21 protein-coding genes are annotated in these 25,861 nt (G+C 71.4%); 5 read left to right on the top strand and 16 right to left on the bottom strand.

Features of this window, described 5'->3' with window-relative positions; all coding sequences use genetic code 11:
* Window positions 1–36: 36 nt before the first annotated feature.
* The 8 genes from ACZ4WQ_RS22105 to ACZ4WQ_RS22070 all read right to left on the bottom strand — a co-directional run bounded on the left by ACZ4WQ_RS22105 (window position 37) and on the right by ACZ4WQ_RS22070 (window position 8,410).
* Window positions 37–1,140 carry a substrate-binding domain-containing protein gene (locus ACZ4WQ_RS22105; protein ID WP_385348231.1) on the bottom strand — a complete coding sequence of 368 codons (1,104 nt, stop codon included), beginning with the start codon at window positions 1,138–1,140 and terminating at the stop codon, window positions 37–39.
* Between the two features lie 301 nt (window positions 1,141–1,441).
* The gene (locus ACZ4WQ_RS22100; RefSeq protein WP_398373738.1) at window positions 1,442–2,641 is read right to left on the bottom strand and encodes an ROK family transcriptional regulator; all 1,200 of its coding nucleotides are present in this window, start codon (window positions 2,639–2,641) and stop codon (window positions 1,442–1,444) included.
* A 497-nt stretch (window positions 2,642–3,138) separates the two neighbouring features.
* Window positions 3,139–3,837: a hypothetical protein gene (locus ACZ4WQ_RS22095; protein ID WP_398373737.1), complete on the bottom strand. Its 699-nt coding sequence runs from the start codon at window positions 3,835–3,837 to the stop codon at window positions 3,139–3,141.
* A gap of 3 nt (window positions 3,838–3,840) precedes the next feature.
* Window positions 3,841–4,098: an acyl carrier protein gene (locus ACZ4WQ_RS22090; RefSeq protein ID WP_311723646.1), complete on the bottom strand. Its 258-nt coding sequence runs from the start codon at window positions 4,096–4,098 to the stop codon at window positions 3,841–3,843.
* 35 nt (window positions 4,099–4,133) lie between these two features.
* Complete coding sequence (locus tag ACZ4WQ_RS22085; protein ID WP_398373736.1) at window positions 4,134–5,405, bottom strand: type III PLP-dependent enzyme; 1,272 nt, start codon at window positions 5,403–5,405, stop codon at window positions 4,134–4,136.
* Window positions 5,392–6,450, bottom strand: coding sequence for a 3-oxoacyl-[acyl-carrier-protein] synthase III C-terminal domain-containing protein (locus ACZ4WQ_RS22080; protein WP_398373735.1), 1,059 nt, complete (start codon window positions 6,448–6,450; stop codon window positions 5,392–5,394). The genes ACZ4WQ_RS22085 and ACZ4WQ_RS22080 overlap by 14 nt, the downstream gene beginning before the upstream one ends.
* Window positions 6,451–6,455: 5 nt before the next feature.
* The gene (locus ACZ4WQ_RS22075) at window positions 6,456–7,676 is read right to left on the bottom strand and encodes an acyl-CoA dehydrogenase family protein (protein ID WP_358847771.1); all 1,221 of its coding nucleotides are present in this window, start codon (window positions 7,674–7,676) and stop codon (window positions 6,456–6,458) included.
* Complete coding sequence (locus tag ACZ4WQ_RS22070) at window positions 7,673–8,410, bottom strand: acyl-CoA dehydrogenase family protein (protein ID WP_398374000.1); 738 nt, start codon at window positions 8,408–8,410, stop codon at window positions 7,673–7,675. Before ACZ4WQ_RS22070 ends, ACZ4WQ_RS22075 begins: the two co-directional genes overlap by 4 nt.
* A gap of 150 nt (window positions 8,411–8,560) precedes the next feature.
* On the opposite strand from ACZ4WQ_RS22070, the gene ACZ4WQ_RS22065 reads away from it, so the two are divergent.
* From ACZ4WQ_RS22065 to ACZ4WQ_RS22055, 3 genes are read left to right on the top strand one after another with little or no spacing between them, the layout of a single operon-like run.
* Entirely contained in the window at window positions 8,561–8,809 is a 249-nt protein-coding gene (locus ACZ4WQ_RS22065) for an acyl carrier protein (RefSeq protein ID WP_352134952.1), read from the top strand.
* Entirely contained in the window at window positions 8,802–10,418 is a 1,617-nt protein-coding gene (locus ACZ4WQ_RS22060) for an AMP-binding protein (protein ID WP_385348243.1), read from the top strand. Before ACZ4WQ_RS22065 ends, ACZ4WQ_RS22060 begins: the two co-directional genes overlap by 8 nt.
* Window positions 10,405–11,913: a class I adenylate-forming enzyme family protein gene (locus ACZ4WQ_RS22055; protein WP_398373734.1), complete on the top strand. Its 1,509-nt coding sequence runs from the start codon at window positions 10,405–10,407 to the stop codon at window positions 11,911–11,913. Before ACZ4WQ_RS22060 ends, ACZ4WQ_RS22055 begins: the two co-directional genes overlap by 14 nt.
* Here ACZ4WQ_RS22055 and ACZ4WQ_RS22050 read toward each other — a convergent pair.
* From ACZ4WQ_RS22050 to ngcE, 8 genes are all read right to left on the bottom strand, one after another.
* Entirely contained in the window at window positions 11,888–12,844 is a 957-nt protein-coding gene (locus tag ACZ4WQ_RS22050) for a hypothetical protein (protein WP_398373733.1), read from the bottom strand. The genes ACZ4WQ_RS22055 and ACZ4WQ_RS22050 overlap by 26 nt on opposite strands.
* The gene (locus tag ACZ4WQ_RS22045; protein ID WP_398373732.1) at window positions 12,841–13,881 is read right to left on the bottom strand and encodes a glycosyltransferase; all 1,041 of its coding nucleotides are present in this window, start codon (window positions 13,879–13,881) and stop codon (window positions 12,841–12,843) included. Before ACZ4WQ_RS22045 ends, ACZ4WQ_RS22050 begins: the two co-directional genes overlap by 4 nt.
* Window positions 13,871–15,280, bottom strand: coding sequence for a condensation domain-containing protein (locus tag ACZ4WQ_RS22040; RefSeq protein WP_398373731.1), 1,410 nt, complete (start codon window positions 15,278–15,280; stop codon window positions 13,871–13,873). Before ACZ4WQ_RS22040 ends, ACZ4WQ_RS22045 begins: the two co-directional genes overlap by 11 nt.
* Window positions 15,277–15,525: an acyl carrier protein gene (locus ACZ4WQ_RS22035; protein ID WP_311723656.1), complete on the bottom strand. Its 249-nt coding sequence runs from the start codon at window positions 15,523–15,525 to the stop codon at window positions 15,277–15,279. Before ACZ4WQ_RS22035 ends, ACZ4WQ_RS22040 begins: the two co-directional genes overlap by 4 nt.
* Window positions 15,525–17,009: a class I adenylate-forming enzyme family protein gene (locus ACZ4WQ_RS22030; protein WP_398373729.1), complete on the bottom strand. Its 1,485-nt coding sequence runs from the start codon at window positions 17,007–17,009 to the stop codon at window positions 15,525–15,527. Before ACZ4WQ_RS22030 ends, ACZ4WQ_RS22035 begins: the two co-directional genes overlap by 1 nt.
* Before the next feature lie 305 nt (window positions 17,010–17,314).
* On the bottom strand, window positions 17,315–18,187 hold the full coding sequence (locus tag ACZ4WQ_RS22025; RefSeq protein ID WP_311723875.1) for a carbohydrate ABC transporter permease: 873 nt from the start codon (window positions 18,185–18,187) through the stop codon (window positions 17,315–17,317).
* Window positions 18,188–18,323: 136 nt separating this feature from the next.
* Complete coding sequence (locus ACZ4WQ_RS22020) at window positions 18,324–19,283, bottom strand: carbohydrate ABC transporter permease (protein WP_311723876.1); 960 nt, start codon at window positions 19,281–19,283, stop codon at window positions 18,324–18,326.
* A gap of 156 nt (window positions 19,284–19,439) precedes the next feature.
* Entirely contained in the window at window positions 19,440–20,876 is a 1,437-nt protein-coding gene (gene ngcE, locus ACZ4WQ_RS22015; RefSeq protein ID WP_311723658.1) for an N-acetylglucosamine/diacetylchitobiose ABC transporter substrate-binding protein, read from the bottom strand.
* Between the two features lie 345 nt (window positions 20,877–21,221).
* Here ngcE and ACZ4WQ_RS22010 point away from each other — a divergent pair, with 345 nt between their 5' ends.
* Together ACZ4WQ_RS22010 and ACZ4WQ_RS22005 are read left to right on the top strand one after the other, a co-directional pair.
* A complete protein-coding gene (locus tag ACZ4WQ_RS22010; protein ID WP_311723659.1) occupies window positions 21,222–21,740 on the top strand; it encodes a hypothetical protein in 519 nt (172 codons plus the stop codon).
* Window positions 21,741–21,941: 201 nt separating this feature from the next.
* Window positions 21,942–25,811, top strand: coding sequence for a GH92 family glycosyl hydrolase (locus ACZ4WQ_RS22005; protein WP_398373728.1), 3,870 nt, complete (start codon window positions 21,942–21,944; stop codon window positions 25,809–25,811).
* The last annotated feature ends 50 nt before the right edge of the window (window positions 25,812–25,861 follow it).

The raw sequence follows: 25,861 nt of genomic DNA, 5'->3' as shown, positions 1-25,861 counted from the left end.
GCGGCCGCCCGTGAGCCACGGGCGGCCGGTGGCGCACTACTTGATGCCGAGTTCGTCGCACGCGGCCTTGAACTTGGCCGTGCAGATGGCGGAGACCTTGTACAGGCCGTCCTTGACCACGGTGTCCTTGATGTTGTCCTTGGTCATCGACACCGGCGGGATCAGCGTCGCCGGGATCCCCTTCTTGGTCGGGCTGTCGGCCGTGGTCTCGGCGGGGACCTTCTCACCGCGGCCGAGCGCGAGGGCCATCTTCGCTGCGGCCGCCGCCTCCTGGCCGTAGGGCTTGTACACGCTCATGTACTGCGTGCCCGCCAGGACCCGCTGGACGCCCGCGAGTTCCGCGTCCTGCCCGGTGACCGGGGGCAGCGGGTCGACGCCGCCCTGCTTGAGCGCGGCGATCGCACCGCCCGCCATGGTGTCGTTGGCCGAGTAGACACCTATGATCTTGTCCTTGCCAAGGGAGTTGATCGCACCGGTCATGGCCTTGTTGGCCTCATCCGCCAGCCAGCGGTCGATGTCGTACTTCTTGGCGATGTCGACCTTGCCCTCCAGAACCGACAGCGCGCCCTTCTTGAACATGGCCGCGTTCGGGTCGGCCTCCCAGCCGTTGAGCATGACGACCTTGCCGGACTTGGCCTTGCTGCCGAGCGCCTTGAGCAGCGCCTCGCCCTGCACCTTGCCGACCGTCTCGTTGTCGAACGAGGTGTATCCGGAGACCGGGCCCTCGGCGAGCCGGTCGTAGGCGACGACCGGGATTCCGGCCTCGTCGGCCTTCTTGACCGAGCTGGAGATGGCCCTGGAGTCCACCGAGTCGAGGATGATCACGTCCACCTTCTTGGTGATCATCGAGTCGACCTGCTGCTGCTGCACCGAGGTGTCCGACTTGGCGTTGGCATACACGATCTTGCAGTCCGCACAGCCCGCCTTGATCTCCTTCTCGATCAGGGGGTGGTCCATCGCCTCGTATCTGGCGGTCTGGTCTTCCGGCAGGAGCAGGCCGATGGTGAGCGGGCCGGTCTTCTTTTTCTCTTTGTCGTCGTTGCTCTTGTCTGCTTCCTTGGCGGAGCCACAAGCGGCGAGGGAGACGGCCATGGAGACGGCGGCCGTGGCGACGACGACGCGACGCATCGTTGCGTTCATGGTGGGGGTGACCTCCCTGACGAGGCCGCGTCATTGCGGCCGAGGTGGCTGGCAGTCAACTCGGCCGCCCGCATGGCGTCAAGAAGTAAATCCTTAACGAGATGGCAACGGTGCCATTCGTTATCTGGGTGAACACAGCCCGATGCGGGCCGAGTCAGGCAGAAAAGCCGGGGCTCCGGGCACGTACAGTGCCCGGAGCCCCGGCTCAACGGCGATCGGTGGTTCTGTTCAGGCCCTGGTCAGGCCCGAATCGGGCCCTGGTCGGTTCCGATTCGGCCCTCTTCCGGGCCCGCTCGGTGACTCAGGTGAGGGCGGGTGCGCCCGCCGACAGCGCCCCGTCGAGCAGCGTCGAGTCGCCCATCTCACTCAGCACCAGCGCGAGCGCCCCCAGTACCTCGGCCCGGCCGCCCAGCGCCCCGGGCATCACCGAAAGCCGGCGGGCCGCGCTCGGGATCGCGTACCGCGCGACCGACTCCCGGATCGGCCCGAGCACCAGCTCCCCCGCCTCGGCGAGGTGGCCGCCCAGCACCACCCGGCTCGGGTTGATCAGATTGCAGAGGTTCGCGACACCGCTCCCCACGTGCCGGCCCACGTCCGCGATCACCCGGCGGCAGCCGGGGTCACCGTCCCGGGCCAGCTGCACCATGCGCTCCACGGTCAGGTCCACGCCATGGCTGGAGTACAGCAGCGGCAGCACATACCGGGCCGCGGTGAACGTCTCCAGACAGCCGCGGTTGCCGCAGCGGCACACCGGGCCCGACTCGTCCAGCGTGATATGACCGATCTCACCGGCCGTGCCGCCGGGGCCGCGGTAGATCTTCCCGCTGATCACCAGCCCCGCGCCGACGCCGTCGGCGACCTTGATGTACGCGAGGTCGGAGACCCCGCGCCCGGCCCCCCACACCAGCTCGCCGAGCGCGCCGAGGTTGGCATCGTTGTCCACGTGCACCGGCACGCCGAGGCGCTGGGCCAGGTCGTCCCGCGGATTGGTGCCCGCCCAGCCCGGCAGGATCGCGGTCGAGCCCAGCGTGCCCGTCTCGACGTCGATCGGGGCCGGCACGCCGAGACCGACGCCCACCACCTTGTCCTGGCTGATGCCGGTCGCCGTGATCAGCCTGCTGACCAGGTGCTCCGCCCGGTCCAGGCCCTGGGAGGCAGAGGCGTCCACATCCAGCGGCTCGGACTCCTCGGCCAGCACCTGGTGGGCCAGGTTGCCGATGGCCACGCGCAGGTGTGTGTGCCCGAAGTCCACGCCGACCACGATGCCCGCGTCACCGCTGAGCGAGACGCTGCGGGCCCGGCGGCCGCCCGCCGAGGTCGGCGTGACCTCGACCGTGCCGCCGTCCTTCAGCTCGCGGACGATGTTGGAGACGGTGGCCGCGGACAGCCCGGTGGTCCGGGCGATCTCCGCCTGCGTGAGCGAACCCGCCATGCGCACCGCGCGTACCACCCGCTCGAGGTTGGCCCGGTGCAGCGACGACTGCGATCCCGGAGTCTCCACGCCCATCCACTCCTGCCTCCGCGGGCGGCACGACCGCCGCTCCGCCGACCGGGTCGCAGCTGGTGAGGCCCGGCTTGTCTCCAACATGTGAACTCTAAGCTGAGCCGCCTCGGTTGTGCCCCGTCAAGACCTTGACGGACCTGACAGAGCCGTGGCGACTCCTTGATCACGAAAGTGCGCACACGCCGGACCGTGAGTGATCGTCCGGTGGTTCCCGGCGATGCCCGCCGCCGCGCCGGTACGCCTTGAGGCTTCCCGTGGCTTGGACGCACAATCTCGATATCGCGCCAGCGTACGACGGGCGCGGCGGCAAGGTGGGCGCTGTCCAGCACCTGGTCGCCTGCCGGCGGCTGCTGCGCCGGACGGTCTGGACCAAGCCTGCCCGGCGCTTGAGGGCAAAGCACAGCCAGCCCGCCCGGCGATTGAGGACCGGGGTCTGGGGCGGAGCCCCAGGAATCGGGAAGGGGCGGGGAGGGGCCCGGCCCGCCGCAGGCGCGTCACCCCGCCACGAACACCGCGACGTGCAGCCGCCCCAGCCCCCCGTCCCAGTCCGCGATCACCAGCCGCACCGCACCCGCCTCCCCCGCACCCGCAAGGGCCCCACCCAGCACCCGCCACACCCCGGCGCACCCGTGCCCCGCCGTGGCCGTCCACACCGTCGCGCCCGCCGCTTCCAGCGCGCCCGCCTGCTCGCGCAGGCCGTCGCCCAGAACGTACGCGCCGCCCCGCTCCAGGAGCGGCGGCAGGCAGTCCGCCGCCGCCCCGGCCCGCTCCTCCGCCACCGTCTCGAGGCGCCAGCCACCCGTGCCGCCCGTCCCGCCGAGGGCCAGCGCCGCCCCGGCCGCCGGGTCGAGCACGAACAGCGCGGCGTCGCCCAGGCCCGCACCCCGGTGGATGCGGTCGAGCAGCTTGAGGCCGCTGAACGGGGCGCCGATCCCCTGGTCGGCGACGGAGAAGGCGCGCGGCTCGCCGGGGCAGGCGTCGGCGAGGTAGCCCGCCGCGAGCCCGGCCGGGGCCGCGTCGTACGCCTCGTGGGCCACCACCAGGTAGTCCAGCGGGCGCGGCAGCGGCCCGTCGCCGGCGGGCGCCGCCGCCAGCAGCTCGCCGCCCAGCGCGACGAAGGAGCGCTCGCCGGGCCGCGCCGGGAAGTCCAGCCCCCAAGCCGCGCCCAAGCACAGCCCCGCCCCGTCCGCCATCTCTCAGCGCTCGGCCGGGAGGCTGCGCATGAGGAAGTCGACCAGCGAGCCGACGGTCTCGAAGACGTCCGGCTCGATGGCGTCCGTGTCGACGACCACCCCGGCGTTGTCCTCCAGGTCGATCATCAGCTCGATGATGCTGGTGGAGTCGAGCCCCAGGTCCTCGAAGAGCCGCTTGCCCTCGTCGACCGGAGTGTCGGCGTACGGCACCATCGCGGCCACCGACCTGCCGATCGCCTCGACCATTTGCGCGCGGTCCATCCCGGGCCTCCCGTCACTTGCCGAACGTACTGAGCTCACTGAACGAACTGGTGGTGTCGCTGCTTGCGCAGCAGGTCATCGGCGGTGTCCCGGTCGCGGACCAGCAGCGGGCGGCCCTCGTGGACCAGCACCTCGGCCGGGAACCCATGGCTGAGGAAGAGTCCGGGCGACGCCGTGGGCCCGTACGCGCCCGACCGCAGCACGGCCAGCACGTCGCCCGGCGCGAGGTCGGGCAGGGGCACGGCGCGGGCGAGGGTGTCGTCCGGGGTGCACAGCGGGCCGGTGATGTGCCAGGGGCGCTCGGGCCCCGTGCCGCCGCCCGCGACCGCCGCGACGGGGAAGTTGCGCCGGGCGTACGAGCCGACCCCGACCGCCGCCATGTGGTGGTGCGTGCCGCCGTCGGTGACCGCGAACCAGGTGCCGCGGGATTCCTTCACATACTGAACCCGGACGAGATAGGCGCCCGCGCGTGCCGTGAGGAAGCGGCCGGACTCCAGCAGCAGCCGGGTGCGCGGATGGCGGCGCGCGAAGTCCCCCACGACGGGGGCCAGGCCCTCCCGCAGGGCGTCGAGGTCCAGGTCGCGCTCGCCGTCGAAGTACGCGACCCCGAGCCCGCCGCCGATGTCGATCGCCTCCGGCTCGATGCCCGTGGCCGCCGCGACGCGCTCGGCCAGCGCCAGCACCTGGGCGGTGTTCTCCACGATCGCCGCGGCGTCGAGGATCCGGGTGCCCAGATAGACGTGCACACCGACCGGCGTGGCGTGGGTGAGCGCGCTCAACCGGTCCTTTCCGTCCAGAAGCTGTTCCTCGTCGATCCCGAACTGCCGGGGCTTGCCGCCCATGGCCAGCCGCGAGCCCGCCGCGCCGAACGAGGGATTGACGCGCAGCAGCACCCGCTGGCGCAGCCCCGCCTGCCGCGCCGTCGCCTCGATGAGCTCCAGCTCCTGCCAGGACTCGCAGACGATGGCGTACACGCGGCACTGGACGCAGGCGCGGATGTCGTCTGTTGTCTTGCCGGGGCCGAGGAAGATGATGTTCTCGGGGCGGGCCCCGGCCGTGCGGGCGGTGCGCAGCTCGACGAGCGAGGAGACCTCGGCGTGGGTGCCGTGCGCGAACAGCAGGGAGCAGACGCTGCTGTTGGGGTTGGCCTTCAGAGAGTAGAAGATCTCCACGGGGGGCGGCAGCGCCTCCGCGAGCGAGCGGACCGCGCCCGTCAGCAGCTCGCCGTCGTAGACGTACAGCGGGGTGCCGTAGTGGTCCGCCAGTTCCGCGGCCCGGATCCCCTGGACGGCGTCAAAGCTCTCCATGGCTCCTCCCTCTCCCGTTTCCCGGCTCGTACTCCCGCTCGCTCCCCCGCCCGTTCTCCCGCTCGTCGCACCGCTCGTCCCCCCGCTCCAGGACCGCCGCGCCGAAGGTCGCGCCGAGGCCGACGGTGGCCAGCACATACGTGTCCCCCGGCCCGAGCCTCCCGGAGGCGCGCAGCGAGGCGAGGTTGAGGTAGGGGTCGGAGCAGTTGGCGTGGCCCAGACGCGGCAGGTTGTCGAGGAAGACCTGGGAGAAGGGGATGCCCAGCTCCTTCGCCACGCCTTTCCAGGACAGGCGGTTGACGTTGTGCGGGACGATCCACCGCACGCCGTCGAGCCCGGTCCCCGCCTCCCCCAGCGCCTCCTCGATCACGGCGGCGAGGGCGGGCGCGTAGAAGCGGGTGTACTCCCGCTCCCGGTCGGGGTCCGCGCCGCCGAGGCTGCGGTAGAACCGCCCGTACGTACGGAAGGCGGAGCCGAGCAGCCGGTCCCCGGGCACCCGCGGCCCCACCACGCACGCGGCGGCGGCGTCGGCGACGACCGCGATCCCGGGGATGACGCCCTGCCGCGGGCGCGCCACCCGGTCGCCGGTGAGCAGCAGCACGCTTCCGCTGTCGTCATTTTGGGGGCTCAGATCGCCTCCGGGGCGCCTCAGCAGCTGTTCGGCCAGGAAGAGCGCGAACAGCCCGGCGGCGCAGTTCATCTGGCCGACGGAGAAGGCCGGGGCGTGGTCGAGGCCCAGCGCGGTGCGGACGCTGTCGAGCAGTTGGGCGCCCGTCGGGTCGTCCCCGGCCGGGTCGGCGTCCTCGCCGATGCGCGCGTACAGCACCTGGCGCACACCGCGCGGGTCCGTGCCGCTCAGGGCCTCGCGGCCCGCCGCCGTGAGCATGTCGGCGAGCGAGTGCCCGGGGCTTCGGGGGATGTCGCGGAAGCCGAGGTAGTCGCGGTAGAAGCGGGCCTTGGCGTCCGGGAGTCCGGCTTCCGCGGTCACGTCCGCGACCGTGAGCGCGGTGTGCGGGACGAAGGTGCCGATGGGCCCCAGGCGCATCGGCGTCACCCGTCCTCGCCCGCGGGCACGGTATCGCCGCCCGCGGGCACGGCGCCCGACCGGGCGTAGTCCTGGGCCAGCCGCAGCCGCTGGATGTCGCTGGTGCCCTCCATGATCTCCAGCGCGGCGGCGTCGCGGGCCCACTTCTCCAGCAGGGGGTGGTCCAGCAGCGCGCCGCGCCCCAGGAGGGCGGGCAGCCGGTGGGTGACGTCCCGGACCAGGCGGACCGCCTCCAGCTTGCACAGGGCGGAGGCGTCGCCGCGCCCCCGGTCCGCCTCGACGAGCCGCGCGGTGCGGTGGACGAGCCGGGCGGTGGCCGCGATCCGCAGCGCGGCCGTCTCCAGCGCCCGCCGCTCGGCCGGGGCCGGTGCCCGGCGCTCGGCGCGTACGTAGTCGTGCACGGCCGCGGCGAGCCCGACGGCGGTCGCGGCGATCTGCACCCGCGCGCCGTAGAAGGCGGTGACCGCGCCCCACATCCCCCGGCGGGTGGCGGGCAGATGGGCGCCGAGCACCCGGTCCCGCGCGACCGGCACCTCGTCGAAGGTCATTTCACTGATGCGGGCGCCCCGCAGCCCGATCATGTCGAGCGCCTCGCCGTACGCGCCGGGCGCCGGGAGGTCCAGGAGTACGGCGCGCACGCCCAGCGGCGAGGTGCCGGTCTGGGCGAAGACCACCCCGACGCCGCCGCGCGAGCCGTTCCCGACGTACTTCTTCGCGCCGCTCAGCAGCCAGTCGCCGCTGCGGTCGGCGGGGTCGGCGGGGGCGAGCGCGGTGCTCATCCGGGTGGCGTCGCTGCCCGCCTGCGGTTCGGTGATGGCGCAGAAGGCCCAGGTCGTGCCGGTGACCACCCGTTCGTAGAACGCGGCCTGCTGCGCGGGGTCGCCCATGGAACGGACCACCACCCCGGCGAGGGCGGGGCCGGGGGCGGAGAACAGAGCGCCCGCGTCGCCGCGCGCCAGCTCCATGGCGCAGATCATCTGGCCGAGGAAGTCCCGCGGCAGGCCCTTCGCCTCGGCCCGGGCCCGCTCGTCGTGGAACCGCTCCGGAATGCCCAGGGCACGGACGAGGCCGAACGCGGGGTTGTCGAGGTGGCCGTCCATGCGGGCCGGGTCGGCGTCGATGGCGAGGGCGGCCTCCCGGAGGGCGGGGGCGAACTCGCGCGCACGGGCGCGCAGGGGTTCGTGCGCGGTGTCCAGGGCCGCGGCGTCCAGGGCGTGGTACGTCACGACCGCTCCCACTCGGGGTCTCGCGGCGACGGCCTCCAGAGGCTGCCGACGTACGCCGAGACATACAGGGCGCGCACGGGGTGGCCGGCCAGATAGCCGGCGCCGCCGAAGAGGTTCGTCAGGGCCTCGTCGGCCGCGTCGAGGCGCCGGTGCAGCTCGTGGGCGGCGAGCGGATCGGCGCCGGACGTGGTCAGCAGGAGCTCGCAGGCGCGGACGGCGGCGGTGCAGTCCGCGATCTTCGCGCGCACCAACTGCCGCTCGATCAGCGGCCGGTCGCCGGAGCGCCGCCCCGCCACATGGGCCACGGCCCGCTCCAGCAGCGCCTCGGCGAGCCCGGCGCGCAGCGCGCCGAACAGCGTCCCGGCGAGGGCGAGCCGGTCCCGGGCCCCGGGCCCCGGCTCGGCGGCGGGGGTGGCGGTGGCGGCGGCTGTGGTGGCGTCCGGAACGTCCCGAGGGGCGACCCGGACGACCTCGAGCCCCTCGCGCTGGGCCAGTTCATGGCGCGGGCCGGGCCGCACCGTGACCCGCTCCCCGGGCACCGCGCGCCCCGCCATCAGCCAGCCGCGCATGCGCGGGGCCATTCCGCCGGGAAGGACACAAAAGCCCCTGCCGGAGCAGGGGGCGGTGAAATCCAGATGGCGCACGGCGTCGGCCAAAGCCGCCGAGAAGCCGCTCTCGCGGGCTGTACGCAAGACGTCGAGGGCGGCGGTGAGGGGCTCGGCTCCGGGGTCCACAGAGGACAATTCCGCAGCTTTTGCCGCCATATCCCCCAGCCCCATATCCCACGGTCCCGTGATGGCCAATCGTGGAGCACGACCCTAGGAGTCACCAAGATCCACGTCAAGACCTTGACACCCGATGCCGTTTCCACTTCGATCCGGACCATGCGAAAGTCCTCCGCAGAGCAGAGCGTTCTGGCAGCGCTGCGACAAGTATTGGGGCGCGGCGAGCTGACCGGTGTCGACTCCGGCACCCGGCTCTTCGAGGACCTCGGTCTCGATTCCACCTCGGTTATCGAGCTGCTCATGCTCATCGAGACCCAGACCGGCGCCGAATTCGATACGGAAAGCCTGGAACTGGAGCATTTCGCCACCGTCGGAACGCTCACGGAGTTCGTGAGCACACATGGCTGACGGGGCGGGTCCGGGCGCCCAACAGGGCCTGCACGGCCACTTCCTGGCCTCGGCCCGGGCCCACCCGGACCGGATCGCGCTGCGGGTGGGGAAGCGGACCTGGACCTATTCCGAAGTACACCGCGCCGCACGGTCGTTGGCCTCGTCCGTCGTGGCCGCGGCCGGGGGCCGGCCGGCCGCGGTCGGGGTCCTCGCGGCGCGCGGCGAGGTGGCGTACGTCGGCCTGTTGGCCGCGCTGTACGCGGGCGCCGCCGCGGTGCCGCTGAATGTGGAATTCCCCGCGGCGCGCACCGACGCCATGCTGCGGGCCGCCCGTCCGGCCGTGGTCATCGCGGACGACCAGGGGGCGCGGATCATTGCCCGGCTGCCCGATCAGCCGCCCGTTGTGCATGCCGGAGGAGTGAATTCCGGCGGCGTGAATACCGGGCTCGGCGCGGAGGGCGGCGAAAGCGCCCCGGAGACGCCGCGGCACCCTGAGGAAAATGGCCCCGGGGAAAACGCGGACGAGGCCGATCCGTTCGAGCCATGGTCCGTGGAACCCGACGATCGCGCGTACATCATGTTCACCTCCGGCTCCACCGGCCGCCCGAAAGGCGTGCCCATCTCGCACGGGAATGCGGAGCACTATCTGCGGTGTGTGCGAGACCGCTACGACTTCGGGCCTCAGGACGTCTTCTCGCAGACTTTCGACGTCACCTTCGACGTGCTGATCTTCGATCTGTTCTGCGCCTGGAGCGCGGGGGCGAGCGTCGCCCACGTCCCCGGCTTCGGCTATGCCGATCTCCCCGCGCTGGTGAACGAGCTCGGCATTACGGTCTGGTTCTCGGCCCCCAGCGCGATCTCCGTCGTCCGCAGGACGCGGCGGCTCACCGACGGGGCCATGCCCGGGCTGCACTGGAGCCTGTTCGCCGGCGAGGCGCTCATGGAACACGACGCGGCCGACTGGCAGCGGGCCGCCCCCGGGTCCACCGTGGTGAACCTGTACGGGCCCACGGAACTCACCGTGAGCTGTACCGCCCACGCATGGCGCGCGGCGGACGCCCGGCACCCCGAGGCGCACGGCGGCGTGCCCATGGGCCGGCTCCACCCCGGGCTGCGGGGCGTGCTCCTCGACGCGGAGGGCGACCGCCACCCGGAGCGGGGCGAACTGTGCGTCACCGGGCCGCAGATGTTCGCGGGCTACCTGGACCCGGCGGACGGCGCCGGGCGCTTCCTCGAACTCGACGGCGAGCGCTGGTACCGCACCGGCGACCTGGTCGCCACGGCCCCCGACGGCACCCTGCTGTACTCGGGCCGGCTCGACCACCAGGTGCAGATCCGGGGCGTACGGGTGGAGATCCCCGAGGTGGAGTGGGCGCTGCGGCGCTGTCCGGGCGTGGACGAGGCGGTGGTGGTGGCGGTGCCCGCGGGCAACAGCCATGCCCTGCACGCCTTCTACACCGGGACCGCCACCGAGCGGGCCCCGGTCGTCGGGGAACTCGGCAAGCTGCTCCCCCGGGCGGCGATTCCGCGCGTCCTCCAGCGGGTGACCCGGTTCCCGCTGAACGGAAACGGCAAGATCGACCGCAAGGCGCTGGCTCAGGAGGCGGAGCGACATGCCGTCCGGTGACCCCGGGTTCGGGCCGGCGTCCGTGCTGCACGACCTGCTGGACACGGCGGCCCGCCGCCACCCGGCCCGCCCGGCGCTTACCCAGGCCGGGGTGACCTGGGCCTACGCCCGGCTGCGCACGGCCTCGTTGCGCGCGGCGGCGTGGCTGCGCGCGCGGGGCGCCGGGCGCGGCGACCGGGTCCTGCTCGCTCTCCCGTCCTCCGCCGCCGCCGGGAAGCACCCCCTGCCGCCCGGTCTGGCCACGGCGGCCCTGGTGTACGGCTGTTCGCGGGTGGGGGCGGCGTTCTGCGTGCTGCACGAGCAGGTGCGCGGCCCGGCCCTCGCCCATGTCCGCGAGGACAGCGAGGCCGTCCTCCTGGTCACCGCGGACGACGGCCCACCGCTCCTGGACGAGGACCCCCCGGAGCCCGCGGACGAATACAGGTACGGGACGACCGGCCCGCTGTCCGTGGACCCCGTCTGCCTCATCTACACCTCGGGCTCCACCGGCCCGCCGAAGGCCGTGGTGTCCACCCACGCCCAGCTGCTGTTCGCGGCGCAAGCGATCCACGGCGAACTGGCGTACACCGCCGAGGACATCGTCTACGGCGCGCTGCCGCTCTCCTTCGACTACGGCCTCTACCAGCTCTTCCTCAGCACCCTCGCGGGCGCCCATCTATGGCTCGGCGGCGCCTCGGACATGGGCCTGATCCTGCTGAAGAACCTCCGGCGCTCCGGGGCCACCGTGCTGCCCGTCGTCCCGTCGCTCGCCCAGGGCCTGGCCCGGATGCTGCCGCGCTACGGCGCCGACGGCCTGCGGCTGCGGCTGCTCACCAACACCGGCTCGGCGATGCCCCCGGAGGTGCTGGCCGGGCTGCGCGCCGCGCTGCCCGGGCTGCGGGTCCAGCTCATGTTCGGGCTGACGGAGTGCAAGCGCGTGGCCATCATGCCGCCGGACGAGGATCTGCGCAGGCCGGGCGCGTGCGGCCGGGCGCTGCCCGGCACGGAGGTCTTCGTCGTGGACGACCGGGGGCGGCGGGTGGCGCCGCGCACCGTCGGGGAGATCGTGGTGCGCGGCCCGCATGTGATGGCGGGTTACTGGCGGCGGCCGGAGCAGACCGCGCTGCGGTTCCCGCGCGCCGAGGGGCTGTTCCCCGAGCTGTGCACCGGGGACTTCGGCCATCTGGACGAGGACGGCTATCTGTACTTCTCCGGGCGCCGCGACGATCTGTACAAGCAGCGCGGGTTCCGGGTGAGCGCGGAGGAGGTGGAGACCGCCGCCCGCCGGGTGCCGGGCGTCCGCGGCGCGGCCGTTCTGCCGCCGTCGGGGGACGGCGAGGAGGCGGTGCTGTGCGTGGCGGGCTCGCTGGGCGCGGGCGAGGTGCTGGCCGCGCTGAAGGAGGAGATCGAGCCGTACAAGATCCCCGCCCGCTGTGTGGTGGTTCCGGAGCTGCCCCTCACCGGACACGGCAAGACGGACCGCAAAGCACTCAGGGCCATCGCCGCAGAATCCTGACGGAGGTCTTCACGCGCCGGCCGTCGGCGTCCGTCAGGAAGCGCAGACCGGCGTAGGAGTCGCAGATCTTCCACACCGTCCCGACCACCGACCGGTGCGACGGCCAGCGATCGGCGTCGACCAGCCCGTATGCGGCCAGGATGGTCAGATAGAGGGGATCGGCGGGCAGCCAGCGGTCGCCGCGGCGCACCTCGATCCAGTGGTGCGGCAGCGGAAACGCACCGGCCAGCAGCAGCCCGCCGGCCCGGCGTACGGGCATCCCGGCCGCCGCCGCGACGTGCACCAGGTAGGTGGTGCCCGCGCGGCAGTCGGCCAGCCGGGTCTCCCGCACGAACCCGGCGTCGTCGCACAGTTCGTCGGGCACGAGGTGGTATTCGAGCCGCGCGGCTTCCGCCGGCAGCGGGCCCAGTTCGCGCGCGCAGTCGGCAGCGCCCTGGTCCGCGTCGGCCGCGTTCTCCCCGGCGGACACCCGGAGGTCCGCCTCGAAGACATCGGGCCCCAGCCGCCGCAGGGTGCCGTCCAGCACGCCGGAGGCGAGCCGCGGCGAGGGCTCCAGCACCCCGGCCTCCGGCACCCCGGCTTCCCGCACCCCGGCCTCCCGCCCCTGGAACCGCGCCCGGTACGTCGTCGTGGCGACCACGGCCGTGTTGAAGGGCTGGGCCGACAGCCGCACCTGGAGCCAGGCGGGGGACGGGATGCGCAGCGCGAGACCGAGGTTCTTCAGGTCGAAGTCGTCGAAGCGGCGGTCCGCGCCGCTCCCTTCGTACGCGAGGCCGAGGTCCAGCGCCTCGCCCAGCAGCGCCTCGCCGATCCGGTGCACCCGGGCCGCCGTCCCGGCGCTCACCTCGAACCGCCGGAAGCGGCGCGGGACCCGCGCGGCCCGCTCCAGCGCCGCCTCGATCGCCCCCTCGATCGCCCGCTCGCGGCTCATATCTCCCCCCGCAGGATGTCGCGCAGCGAGGACGCGTCGCGCCGCATCAGCGGATCGGCGATCTCCACGGCCTCGTGGTTCCCGTCCTTCTCGACCACGTGCACGATCACCCGCGCCGCGTCGTCGGTCACGGCCACCGCGCCGCCGGAGTCGAAGGAGAGGACCCAGCCCAGGTCCGGGTCATGGTGAGCCCGTGTCAGGGCGCGGTCGTGACCGGCGGCGAAGGCCCGTACGGGCTCGGGCAGCGGGCCGTCCACCGGGGCGAGCGGACCGAGCGCGGCGATGCCCGTCCGCTGGAGCAGGGCCACCTTCGCGGCCCGCCGGTGGACGGGGTGGTCGCTGCCCCCGAGGAACCGGTTCAGCACCTCGGTCTCCGCCTCGTTCCGGGCGAACCCGCCCGCGTAGCTGGAGGCCCGCACCCGGTAGACATACGACGGCTCGTCCGGCTTGCTCACCCGCGCGCCCGCCGCCACCAGCCGCAGCCACAGGTCCCACTCCTCGCCGTACGCCACCTGGCGGTAGCCGCCGATCCGCTCGTACAGCTCGCGCGCGTACAGCGAGCCCACCACCACATAGTTCTGCGCCAGCAGCTGGACCAGCTGGTCGCCCGGGAGCGGCAGCCCGCCCTTGGTGTAGGTGGCGGGGCGGAAGGGGCCCTGGCCCGTCCAGGTGAGCGGGCGCGGGCTGATCAGGCCGGGCGAGGCCGCGTAGGTCTCGCTCATCGCGGCCACATGGTGCGGCAGTACGAGGTCGTCGCCGTCCAGCTGGAGCACCAGGTCCGTCTCCAGCACCTCGATCGCGGCCCGCCGCGCGCCCCACACGCCCAGCCGGCGCGGGCCGCGGTTGCGCAGCAGGGTCAGCGGGAGGATGGCGCGCCAGCGCTCGACGAGCCGTACGGTGTCGTCATCCGAGTGGTCGTCGACCACCACCACCTGGTCGGCGTGGGTGGTCTGCATGGCCAGGGAGCCGAGCGCCTGGTCGATGAACGCCGCGGAGTTCATCGCGGCGATCACCACACCGACGGTGTCACGAGACATGGGCCGGCAGCCGCTCGTCGCTTTCCTGCGGGCCTTCCGGGCCCTGCGGCCCCCGTCGCTCCGTCACCACCAGCTCCTCCACGCCGTAGAGCAGCTCGCGGAGGTCCGACGCGGGCAGATACCGGGTGTCGGCGGCCATCGCGATCACCCGCTCGCCGTGCTCCGCGGTGCGCACGGCGCAGTAGAGCTTGACCGAGGGCAGCCGGAACGGCTCGGCCCAGCGGAAGGAGGTCTCCACGCCGCTGGGGCCACGCGCGCCCTCACCCTCCTCGGGGGGTGTGAGGGCACCGAGGTCGTTGTGCAGCACCGACAGGTCCAGCTGCTCGCCGCGCTCCCGGCCGACCTCCGCCACCAGCCGCCCCAGGCGGACCGGGTCGTACTGGGCGCGGGCGTATCCGCGCAGCTTGGCGAGGTGAGCGGCGCGGACGCAGTCGTCGAACGAGGGCCCCGAGACATCGAAGCACAGCAGCACATCCGCGGCCAGCGGGGTCACCATCGCCTGCCGCGCGGCGCCGATCCGGTTCGCGAAGATCGTCGTGAGCGCGCAGTGGGAGAGGCCCGCGCGGCGCGCGAGCAGCGTGCCGACGGCCGCCAGATACACGGTCTCCTCACCGGCCCGGCAGCGCGCCGCCACCTCCCGAGCCGCCTCCTCCAGCCGCCCCGAGCGGAACTCCCCGTGGGCCCACTCCGGCGGCCCCGCGGGGTCGGCGGGCTCGGGGAACATGCTCCGGGGCGCACGGCGCAGCAGCGAGCGCTGGTACGCGTCGGCGCGGCGGTCCATGGTGCGCCCGGCCTCGGACCGCTCGGTCTCGGCGAGGTCGGCGGGCTGCGGTACGGGCTCGGCGCGTACGGCCCCGGCGGATACGAGGGCGCCATCGGCCAGGTGAGCCTTCAACTCGCGCACGACCAGCCCCATCGCCCAGCCGTCCACCGCCACATGCGACACATACAGCGCGAGATGGCGGGCCTCGCCGTCGGGCCCCGTCAGCACCGCCGCCCGGATGCCCCACTCCCGGGACAGGTCGAAGTCCGTCCCGGCCAGGGCGTCCAGCGCCGCGGCCGGGTCGTCGCCCCGGACCACCCGGACCGTCAGCCGCCCCTCCCCGCGCACCTCCTGGTACGGGGTGGAGTCGGCGGTCCCGTCCCGGTACACGGTGCGCAGGCTCTCGTGGGCGGTGACCAGCGCCCGTATCGCGCCGATCACCTCGCGCAGCGTGCGGCCCTCGGGCACCGGCAGCGACACCCGCTGGTTGTAGTCGTAGTGGGCCCGGTCGGCCCGGCGCTGAAGAGCGCGGTAGATGAACTGCTGGCCCCAGGTCAGCGGGGCCCGTACGGTGCGCTCCCCGCTCACCTCGACGACCTCGACGACCTCGACGCCCGTCTCCCGCGGGCCGGTCAACGCTGCCTCAGCACGAAGTCCGCCATCCGGCCGACGGTCGAGAGGTTCTCCGGCGAGACCTCCTCGTCGGGGACGTCGATCCCGTAGTTCCCCTGGAGCCAGACCAGCAGCTCCAGCATGGCCATCGAGTCGAAGTCGGCGATCTCCAGCAGGTTGGCGTCGGGGCCGGGCGGGGCCTCGGCCAGCGCGGGCACCACCACGGTGACATGCCGGGCGATCTCCTCGACCAGGCTCTCGCGGTCCATCACGCGCTTCCTTCCTTCTCGTGCTCTGACTCGGCCGAACGCGGGTGGAGGACCTTGCCGGTCGTCGAGCGGGGCAGTTCGGCGGTCACCTGGATCCGGCGGGGGATCTTGTGCTCCGCCAGCCGCTCCTGGCACCAGACGATCAGCTCGTCCGCCGTCACCGGCCCGGGGGCGGCCACCCGTGCCACCGGCACCTGGCCCCGGCCGCCGTCCGCCGCCGCGAAGACCTGCGCCTCGGTGACGGCGGGATGCTCGGCGAGCACCCGCTCCACCTCCACCGGGTTGACCTTCTTCCCCCCGACGTTGATCATCCGGGCCAGCCGGCCGACCAGCCTGATGGAACCGTCGGGGCCCAGCGTCGCCAGGTCCCCGGTGCGCCGCAGGTCCCCGTTCATGGACAGCGGGCGCAGTCCGTCCACATGGGCGTAGCCGTCGGCCAGCGAGTCCGTGGCCAGCTGGAGTTCGCCCGCGCCGTCCTCGTCGCCGGTCTCCCGCAGGGTCGCCACGACGCCCGGGACCGGGCGCCCGACGTCCCCCGCGCGGTCCTTGTCGGGATCCACCCGCTTGATGGCGATCATCCCGGTCTCGGAGGAGCCGTAGATGTTCAGCAGCGCGAAGTCGTGGGCCTCCGTCACCGCCGCCGCGGCGCCTTCGGGGAGCGGGGCCCCGGCGGACACCGCGCGCTCCAGGCCGTCGAAGCGCGATGTCGTGTCGGCCGCCATGAGCCGGTAGTGGAAGGGCAGGGCGACCAGGACCCGCGCCCCGCTGTCCCGGACGGCGGCCGCGAGCTGCGAGGGCACCAGGCGCGATCCGCAGAGCGTCACCGGCGCGCCGACGAGCAGCGGGCCGAGCAGGCCCACGGTGTGGCCGTACATGTGGAAGACCGGCGCCGCGCACACCACGGGCGCCTCGGGGCCGTAGCCCACGGCGGCGGCGCAGCGCAGCGAGTCGGCGAGCTGTGCGCGCGCCGACCGTACGACGCCGGCGGGCTCGCCCGTCGAGCCCGAGGTGAGGAAGATCCCCGAACGCCGGGAGCCCAAGGCGGCGGGGTCCTCCGTGCCGCCGCCTTCGCCCCCGCTCGTGGAGACGGCGAGCGAGAGCCCATGACGCTCCCACACGGCATCGCGCTCAGAGCCGGAGCCAGGGTCGGGACTGGGGTCGGAACCGGGATCGGACAGCAGCAGATGCGGCCCGAAGGCGGCGGTGACGCGCTCGTACTCCGCCTCCTTCTGGCCGGAGTCCAGTTGCATCAGGGGCACTTCGAGCAGATCGCAGGCGAGCGTCGCGACGAGGGTCAGCACGGGCCGGCCGGTCCGCACCGCCGCCAGCCGCAGCGGCCCCCGCCGCCTCAGCTGCCCGGCCAGATCCTCGGCCGCCGCCAGCAGCCCATCCCAGCTCCAGGTGTGACCGGCCTGCTCTTTGACGACGACGCGGCCCGGATCGGCGATCCTGCTCGCGACCCCCTCGCACAGCCCCGTGGACACCGCGGCTCCTCCCCGTTGTCAGCCTCGCCGCCGTGTGGCGCCCGGCCGGGAATTCCACCACCGGACGCCCAATTCCGTCATGGAGGAATTGCCGTTCGGAAACAGCGACTTGTCTCCCGGGTTGTCGCCGGGAAACTACGGGCACCTTACAGGCGCGTACCGCGCGGGTGAGAGGGATTGACGGCAACATCATCGCCGAATGAGTAAGAGCCGGGCCCCGCCCTTCCGCGTCAAACGGAAAGGCGGGGCCCGGTCGTGGTCCGTGTCGCGCCGCTATGGCAGCGTCGTGGCGCTACCCGGCGCTGCTACTTGAGCGCCCCCGCCGTCAGGCCGGCCTGCACCTGACGCTGGAAGACGATGTACACCCCGAGCACCGGCAGCATCGCCAGCACCAGCCCCGCGAACAGCGCGGACCAGTCGCCCTTGTACTGCTGGCTGGCCGCCAGCTGCACCAGGCCCTGCGTCAGCACCCGCTTGTCCTCCTCCGTGTTGAGCACGGTCGGCAGCATGTACTGGTTCCACTGCCCGAGGAAGTTGAAGATGCCGACGCTGATCAGGCCCGGCTTGGCCATCGGCAGCATGACCTGGAAGAACGTCCGGGTCTGCGAGGCCCCGTCGATCAGCGCCGCTTCGGCCACCGACGTCGGCAGCGTCTTGAAGAAGGACGTCAGGAAGAAGACGGTGAACGGCAGCGAATAGGCGATATAGACCAGAATCAGCCCGTGAAAGGTGTTCAGCAGGCTCATGTTCCGCATGACGAAGAACAGCGGGACAAGCGCCAGAATGACCGGGAAGCTCATTCCGCCCACGAACAAGTAGTAGATGAAACGCTTGCCCGGGAATTCGAAGCGGGCCAGGATGTACGCCGCCATCGACCCCAGCAGCATCGTCCCGATCAGCGAGCACCCCACCACCAGGACGGTGTTGAGGAAGAAGTCGCCGATGTTCGACTTGTTCCAGGCCCGCGCCCAGTTGTCGAAGTGCAGTGTGGACGGCAGGCCCCAGGGAGAGGTGAAGATCTCCTTGTCGGTCTTGAGCGAGCTCATCACCGCCCACAGCAGCGGCAGGGTGACCAGCAGCGCCCAGATCACCAGCATGCCGTGCGAGAAGACGTTGAGGACCTTCCCCTCGCCGCCGGCCCGGCCCCCGGGCGCGGAGCCCGGCGGGACCTTGCCCATCGGGGACGTCGCGCCCGGCGCCTGGGCTTCCTTGGTGGCGCCCGGGAGCTCCGAGGGCTGTGCTTGCGCGGTCACTGTGCTACCCCCAGATGGGCGGAGATACGGCGGATCCGGTGTACGGAAGCGGGCCTGGCCATCAGTACTCCAGCCGTTCGCGCCGACCGAGTTTGCCCACGATGACCGCGAAGATCAGGGTCACGATCAGCATCGCGACACCTATGGCCGTCGCACGCCCGGCCTGCCCGTCGCGGAACGTCTTGGTGTAGACCATGTAGCCCAGGACCTGGGTGGAGTCCGCGGGTCCCCCCGGCCCCACGGTCATGATCTGCACCACGGCGAACGCGTCGCAGGCGAGGATGCCCATATAGATCCAGCCGGACTGGACCGTGTCCCACAGCAGCGGCAGGGTGATCCTGAAGAAGGTCGTGATGCGGTTGGCGCCGTCCAACAGCGCCGCCTCGTAGAAGTCCTTGGGAATGGCGCTCATTCCGGCGGAGAACAGCACGACGTAGAAGCCGACGTTGGACCAGACCATGACGACCATGAGGCACCACAGCGCGAGCTTCGGATCGGCCAGCCACTCCTGCTCCAGCGCATCCAGCCCGATGCCCCCCAGAAGCGCGTTGAGCGCGCCGTTCCGCGGGTTGTACGTGAACTGGAACAGCAGGGCGACGATGGCGATCGAGAGCACCTGCGGGAAGAAGTACACGATCTTGTAGAAGCTCGACCCGGCCACCCCGGAGACGGCCCCGTTCTTCTTTCCGCGGCCGCCGACATTGAGCATGAAGGCGAAGAACAGTCCCAGGCCGAGCGTCACCAGCGGCACGACCAGCAGCAGAAGCAGGTTGTGCCCGACGGCTTTCCAGAAGAGGTCGTCGTGCAGCATCCAGTCGTAGTTCTTGAACCCGACCATCTTGAAGTCGGAGCTCAGGCCGGTCCAGTCCGTGAACGAGTAATAAATGGACTGGACGAACGGCGAGATCACGAAGATCGCATAAACGACCACCGGCACGGACAGGAATCCCAGCGGGAATCCGTACTGCCGGTACGCGCGCTGAATCTTCTGCCGCGTGGACAGCTTGACGCGCGGGGGCATGACACCCGGGGTTTTGACCACTGGCTGCCCAACGCCCGGGCCCTTCGCGACCGCCGCCGTGGCCGTCGCCGCCGCCGACTGGCGCTTATCGTGCTGCATCTCTACCGACCTCGGTCTTTCCCTGCGGACAGGGCCGCTGGTGACGCTCGGACCTCATCAGGCGTGCTTGTACTTCTTGACGGCGTCGTCCTTGGCCGTGTCGTCGGCGAACTTCTGGATCTTCTTGATCGCCTCGGCCGGGGTCATCCGGCCCGCCATCATCTCGCCCAGCGCGCCCACGCCGATCTGCTGCTTCTGGAGCGCCACGTACCAGTCCTGGAGACGCGGGTTGACGACGTTGTCCCCGGCCTTCTTCAGCGCTTCCTGGGCGGACGCCAGGCCCGGGGGCAGGGTCAGGCCGTCGGTGCCGCCGTTGAGCGAGGTGAGCGAGGAGACCTGCTTGACGAAGTTCTTGGTGGACTTCTCGCCGAGCATGATGCGGAGCAGCTCCATGCCGCCCTCGGGGTTCTTGGCCGCCTTCGGCACGATGAAGGGCTCACCGCCGGAGGCCCAGATGGTGCCGAACGGCATCTTGTCGCCGCTGTCCAGGCTGGACGGCGCGCTGACGGCCATCTGGAAGTTGTCGGGCGTGGTCTTCTTCGCCTCGTTCTCGACCCAGGAGCCGTTCGGGATGAACAGCGCCTTGCCCTCGGTCCACGCGGTCTGCGACTCGATGTGGGTCAGGCCCGGGCTGCCCTTGAGGATGTAGCCCTTCTTGTAGAGCTCGTAGTACGCCTCGAAGGCGGCCTTGACGGCCGGGTGCTTCCAGGCGTTCGGCTCCAGGTTGTCGATCGCGGTCAGCGTCTCGGGGCCGCCGATCTTCGCGATGAAGGGGTAGAGGCTGAACGGCATGTAGTACGGGAACTTGCCCGGGTAGGTCCAGCCGGCGACGCCCTTCTTCTTCGCCTTCTCGCAGACCTTGAGCATGTCGTCCCAGGTCTCCGGGTACTCCGCGTCCAGCTTCTCCAGGTTGGTCTTGGAGTACCACACGCCGTAGACGGTGTAGGCGTAGTACAGGATCCACACCGGCTTGCCGTCGAACTGGCCCATCTCCACGACGCCGGGGCGCAGCGTGTCGCGCACCTTCTTGCTGGGGTCGTCCACGGAGGGGGCGTCCAGCAGCGGCGTCAGGTCGGTCAGCTGGTTCTTGGCGACCAGGGTCCCGAAGTCCATCTGCTCGGCGCCGGAGTTGTCGATCAGGTCCGGCGGGGTGCCACCGTTGAACCGCGGCTGGAGCACGGTCTGGATCTTCTGGGTGGCCGAGTGCTTGATCTTGCCATCGGTCTTCGGGTACGCCTTCGCGTACTCGGCCTCGGCGTCCTTCGCGTACTTCTGTCCGAAACCACCGTCGAAAATGACGACGTCGAGCGCGGCGCTCTCATTGACGGCAAGCGGGTTCTTGTCGCTCTTCTTGCCCTTGTCGACCTTGTTTCCGTCGTCGTCACCGCCGCTCGCACAGGCAGTCAGCATGCTGATGGACGGCACGGCTACCAGTCCGAGCGCCGCGGACCGCTTGATCAGGTCGCGACGGCCGAAATCTGGGGTGGATCCCATGCTCAAGTCCTCGCCTTCGTCAGGACTCAGGCGGTGTAACGGTTTCCCGTACATACTCGCCACCGGCGAGGGGCCCGACACCGCGGGTCAGTTGAAGCGTGATTCGGAGTATTGCTGAGTGTGCTCCGGGGAGCACGGAGGCCCGCAGAGGCGGGCGCGACGTGGGGCCGCATGACGGCCTCCCCCCGGGGCGACAGGTATAGTCCACTTGGCCTCAAGTGGGCAAGATCGAATGGTCATTGGGTCGCAGTCTTTCCCGAGTTGAGACCTGTCCGACATACCGTAGGGGACGCAGCCCGTGCGGCACGCCGCCGTGCGCGTGAACCAACAAGAAAGGCGGCCCCTGTGGTCCGGAAGCAATTCCCCTTCGCCTCCACGCTTGTCGTGGTCGCGACACTCGCGTCGATTTCGGCGTGCGGCTCCAGCGGCGGGGGCGGATCCTCCGCCGGTGACGCCAAGGGCGGCGCGGCGATCGGGAAGGGCATGGCCGAGCTGCCGGTGGAGCCGACCGAGTCGCCCACCCCCACCGAGGACCCGACCGAGGACCCCACGGACACCCCGACCGGCGGCGGTGGACTGGTCAGCCCGGACATCAAGATGGGCAACTGCGGATGGGGCTCGACCGGCATTCCGTACGCCAATGTGAAGATAACCAACTCCGACTCGACCACGTCCTACTACACGCTGATGGTCGGCTTCGTCGACAGCAAGGGCGAAGTGGTGACCACGGCCTTCGAGTCGGACGCCGAGGTGGCCGGAAACGCCAGCAAGACCGTCAAGGTGGTCGCGCTCGAGGCGGACTCCTCCAAGAAGGCCACAAAGTGCCGGGTCTCCCTCGGCACCAAGTCCAAGACCGCCGCCTGAGCCATCGATGAGGACCCGGGTGCGGGAGCGGCCCCAGGGAGCGGCCACACCCCCACCGCGGCCGGTCCCACCCATCCGGCCCGTTCGCTCACCCGGCTCCGAAATCCCCTACACATCCTTGACACCACCGGGGCGGCCCCTCCCTACTTAACTCTGCGCTACGGAACAGACAACGTTGTCTAGCTCGTGGAGACGCGGAGCATGCGACTGAGACGCCCCAGCCCCAGACCATGGCACGCACCCCGACGACCGGCCGCCCTGGTGGCGGCCGTTGTGTTGACCCTGACGGCGCAAGGCGCGGCGGCGGCCGCCTCGCGCGGTGAGCCCGCCGCCCCCGCCCTCGCCTCGCCCTTCGAGTCGTCCTTCGAACCGAACGACCCACAACCGGACTGGCGCAACACGGTCGAGACCGGCCCCGACGGCGAGAAGAAGGCCTCCGGGGTCGACGGCGGATACAGCAGCGGCATCCCCGGTAATGTCACCGACAAGGTCACCGCGATCCGGGCCAACGGGGAGAACACCGGCGGCGGCGAGGTGAAGGAGAACCTCGCCGACGGCGAGTCCAGCACCAAGTGGCTCGTCTTCGAGAAGACCGCCTGGCTGGAATTCGACCTCAGCGATCCGGTCAAGGCCGTTCGCTACGCCCTCACCTCAGCCAACGACGCCCCCGGCCGCGACCCCGCCGACTGGACCCTCAAGGGCTCCGCCGACGGCTCCGACTGGAAGACCCTCGACACCCGCGAGAACCAGTCCTTCGCCTCGCGCTTCCAGACCCGCGAGTTCACCTTCGACAACGAGACGGCCTACCGGCACTACCGGCTGGAGATCTCCCGCAACGCGGGCGACGACATCGTGCAACTGGCCGAGGTGCAGTTCGCGACCGCCGACACCACCCCGCCCGCCCCCGCCGATATGCGCACCCAGGCCGACCGCGGCCCGGCCGGCTCCCCCACCGCCAAGGCGAACGCCGGCTTCACCGGCACCCGCGCCCTGCTGTACGCGGGCACGCACAAGCCGGACGGCCGGGCGTACTCGTACAACAAGATCTTCGACGTGAACACGGCCGTCACCCGCGACACCCTGCTCTCGTACCGGATCTTCCCCTCGATGCCGGAGACCGACCTCAACTACCCGGCCACCCATGTCTCCGTCGACCTCGCCTTCACCGACGGCACCTATCTGAGCGACCTGCCCGGCGCGGTCGACCAGCACGGCGCCCGACTGAGCCCCCAGGGCCAGGGCGCCTCCAAGACGCTGTACGTCAACCAGTGGAACCACAAGGAGTCGCGGATCGGCGCGGTCGCGGCGGGCAAGACGATCGACCGCGTCCTGGTCGCGTACGACTCGCCCAAGGGCGCCGCGAAGTTCCGCGGCTGGGTCGACGACATCTCCATTGCGCCCAAGGCCCCCGAGAAGCGCCTGAAGCATCTGTCCGACTACGCGGTCACCACCCGCGGCACCAACTCCAGCGGCAGCTTCTCCCGCGGCAACAACTTCCCGGCCACCGCCGTCCCCAACGGCTTCAACTTCTGGACCCCGGTGACCAACGCGGGCTCGACCAGCTGGCTGTACGAGTACGCCCGCGGCAACAACGCCGACAACCTCCCCACCGTCCAGGCGTTCAGCGCGAGCCATGAGCCGAGCCCCTGGATGGGCGACCGGCAGACCTTCCAGATCATGCCCTCGGTCGCGTCCGACGTGCCCGACGCCGGGCGCACCGCCCGCGCCCTCCCCTTCCGCCACAGCAACGAGACCGCCCGGCCGCACTACTACGGCGTGACCTTCGAGAACGGCCTCAAGGCCGAGGTCACCCCCACCGACCACGCCGCGCTGCTGCGCTTCACCTACCCCGGCGACGACGCCAGCGTCATCTTCGACAACGTCAACGGCGACGGCGGGCTGACCCTGGACGCCGAGAACGGCGTCGTCACCGGCTACTCCGACGTCAAGAGCGGCCTCAGCACGGGCGCGGGCCGCATGTTCGTCTACGGCGTCTTCGACGCGCCCGTCAGCGCGGGCGGCAAGCTGTCGGGCGGGGGCGGCAAGGACGTCACCGGATACTTCCGCTTCAAGCCCGGCGCGGATCGTACGGTCACCCTGCGGATCGCCACGTCCCTGATCAGCCTCGACCAGGCGAAGACGAACCTGGACCGCGAGATCCCGACATCGGCTTCATTTACGCAGGTCAAGTCCCGCGCGCAGGCGGCCTGGGACAACATCCTGGGCCGGATCGAGGTAGAGGGCGCGACCCGCGACCAGCTCACCACCCTCTACTCCAGCCTCTACCGGCTGTACCTGTATCCCAATTCCGCTTTCGAGAACACGGGGACCGTCGAGAAGCCTCGATACCAATACGCGAGCGCCTTCTCCAAGCCGACCGGCGAGAACACCCCGACCCACACCGGCGCCAAAATCGTCGACGGCCGGGTCTACGTCAACAACGGCTTCTGGGACACCTACCGCACCACCTGGCCCGCGTACTCCCTGCTCACCCCGAAGCGGGCCGGTGAGATGGTCGACGGCTTCGTCCAGCAGTACAAGGACGGCGGCTGGATCTCCCGCTGGTCCTCCCCCGGCTACGCCGACCTGATGACCGGCACCAGCTCGGACGTCGCCTTCGCCGACGCCTACCTCAAGGGCGTCGACTTCGACGCCGAGGCCGCGTACGAGGCCGCTCTGAGGAACGCCACCACCGTCCCGACCTCCGGCGGCGTGGGCCGCAAGGGCATGGACCGGTCGCCCTTCCTCGGCTACACCACCACCGACACCCACGAGGGCCTGTCCTGGGCGCTGGAGGGCTACCTCAACGACTTCGGCCTCGCGAAGATGGGCAAGGCGCTCTACGCGAAGACCAAGAAGGCCCGCTACAAGGAGGAGTCCGACTACTTCCTGCGCCGCGCCCAGAACTACGTGAAGCTCTTCGACGACAAGGCGGGCTTCTTCCAGGGCAAGGACGCGGACGGCCAATGGCGCGTCGAGTCCGGGAAGTACGACCCCCGGGTCTGGGGCTACGACTACACCGAGACCAACGGCTGGGGCTACGCCTTCACCGCCCCCCAGGACAGCCGGGGCCTCGCCAACCTGTACGGCGGGCGTTCCGGCCTCGCGAAGAAGCTCGACACCTACTTCTCCACCCCCGAGACCGCCTCCCCCGACTTCGTCGGCTCCTACGGCGGCGTCATCCACGAGATGACCGAGGCCCGGGACGTCCGCATGGGCATGTACGGCCACAGCAACCAGGTCGCCCACCACGCGGCATACATGTACGACGCGGCCGGCCAACCCTGGAAGACCCAGGAGAAGGTCCGCGAGGTCCTCTCCCGCCTCTACACCGGCAGCGAGATCGGCCAGGGCTACCACGGCGACGAGGACAACGGCGAGCAGTCCGGGTGGTACGTCTTCAGCGCCCTGGGCTTCTACCCGCTGGTCATGGGCGGCTCCGAGTACGCGGTGGGTTCGCCGCTGTTCACCAAGGCCACGGTGCACCTGGAGAACGGCCGCGACCTGGTCATCAAGGCGCCGAAGAACAGCGCGCGGAATGTGTACGTCCAGGGGCTGAGGGTCAACGGCAAGCCGTGGGGCTCGACTGCGTTGCCGCATGACGTGCTCGCGCGCGGCGGGACGCTGGAGTTCGACATGGGCGCCAAACCCTCCAAGTGGGGCACGGGGAAGGGCGCGGCGCCCTCGTCGATTACAACGGACGACAAGGTGCCTGCGCCGCGCCGCGATGTGACGGTGCCGCCGAGCGGGGGTTCCGCGCTGCTGGACGACACGTCGAAGACGGAGGCGTCGTTCGAGTCGCTGGACCTTCCGTTGGCCGAGCGCACCCGGGTGGTCCAGTACACGCTGACGTCCTCGGCGGACAAGGCGAAGGCCCCATCGGGGTGGGTGCTCCAGGGCTCCCGCGACGGCGAGAAGTGGACGGACGTGGACCGGCGGTCGGGCGAGTCCTTCGCATGGGACAAGCAGACGCGGGTCTTCTCGGTCAGCTCGCCGGGGTCGTATGAGCAGTACCGGCTGGTGCCGGACGGCGGCAAGGCGACGCTGGCGGAGGTGGAGCTGCTGGCGTAGTTGGTTTGCGCTCGGCACGGGCCGCGTCGTCCCCGCGGGGGTGGCGCGGC

Source organism: Streptomyces sp. NPDC028305, assembly GCF_055569495.1.
Note: the sequence above shows the minus strand (reverse complement) of the source record. Positions and strands in the feature narration are given on the sequence as shown.

What these genes read in the sequence shown, in the direction of transcription:
- ACZ4WQ_RS22105 (WP_385348231.1), bottom strand. Translation starts at nt 1,140, where the DNA reads ATGAACGCAACGATGCGTCGCGTCGTCGTCGCCACGGCCGCCGTCTCC.
- ACZ4WQ_RS22095 (WP_398373737.1), bottom strand. Translation starts at nt 3,837, where the DNA reads ATGGCGGACGGGGCGGGGCTGTGCTTGGGCGCGGCTTGGGGGCTGGAC.
- ACZ4WQ_RS22090 (WP_311723646.1), bottom strand. Translation starts at nt 4,098, where the DNA reads ATGGACCGCGCGCAAATGGTCGAGGCGATCGGCAGGTCGGTGGCCGCG.
- ACZ4WQ_RS22085 (WP_398373736.1), bottom strand. Translation starts at nt 5,405, where the DNA reads ATGGAGAGCTTTGACGCCGTCCAGGGGATCCGGGCCGCGGAACTGGCG.
- ACZ4WQ_RS22080 (WP_398373735.1), bottom strand. Translation starts at nt 6,450, where the DNA reads ATGCGCCTGGGGCCCATCGGCACCTTCGTCCCGCACACCGCGCTCACG.
- ACZ4WQ_RS22065 (WP_352134952.1), top strand. Translation starts at nt 8,561, where the DNA reads ATGCGAAAGTCCTCCGCAGAGCAGAGCGTTCTGGCAGCGCTGCGACAA.
- ACZ4WQ_RS22060 (WP_385348243.1), top strand. Translation starts at nt 8,802, where the DNA reads ATGGCTGACGGGGCGGGTCCGGGCGCCCAACAGGGCCTGCACGGCCAC.
- ACZ4WQ_RS22055 (WP_398373734.1), top strand. Translation starts at nt 10,405, where the DNA reads ATGCCGTCCGGTGACCCCGGGTTCGGGCCGGCGTCCGTGCTGCACGAC.
- ACZ4WQ_RS22050 (WP_398373733.1), bottom strand. Translation starts at nt 12,844, where the DNA reads ATGAGCCGCGAGCGGGCGATCGAGGGGGCGATCGAGGCGGCGCTGGAG.
- ACZ4WQ_RS22045 (WP_398373732.1), bottom strand. Translation starts at nt 13,881, where the DNA reads ATGTCTCGTGACACCGTCGGTGTGGTGATCGCCGCGATGAACTCCGCG.
- ACZ4WQ_RS22035 (WP_311723656.1), bottom strand. Translation starts at nt 15,525, where the DNA reads ATGGACCGCGAGAGCCTGGTCGAGGAGATCGCCCGGCATGTCACCGTG.
- ACZ4WQ_RS22025 (WP_311723875.1), bottom strand. Translation starts at nt 18,187, where the DNA reads ATGGGCAAGGTCCCGCCGGGCTCCGCGCCCGGGGGCCGGGCCGGCGGC.
- ACZ4WQ_RS22020 (WP_311723876.1), bottom strand. Translation starts at nt 19,283, where the DNA reads ATGCCCCCGCGCGTCAAGCTGTCCACGCGGCAGAAGATTCAGCGCGCG.
- ngcE (WP_311723658.1), bottom strand. Translation starts at nt 20,876, where the DNA reads ATGGGATCCACCCCAGATTTCGGCCGTCGCGACCTGATCAAGCGGTCC.
- ACZ4WQ_RS22005 (WP_398373728.1), top strand. Translation starts at nt 21,942, where the DNA reads ATGCGACTGAGACGCCCCAGCCCCAGACCATGGCACGCACCCCGACGA.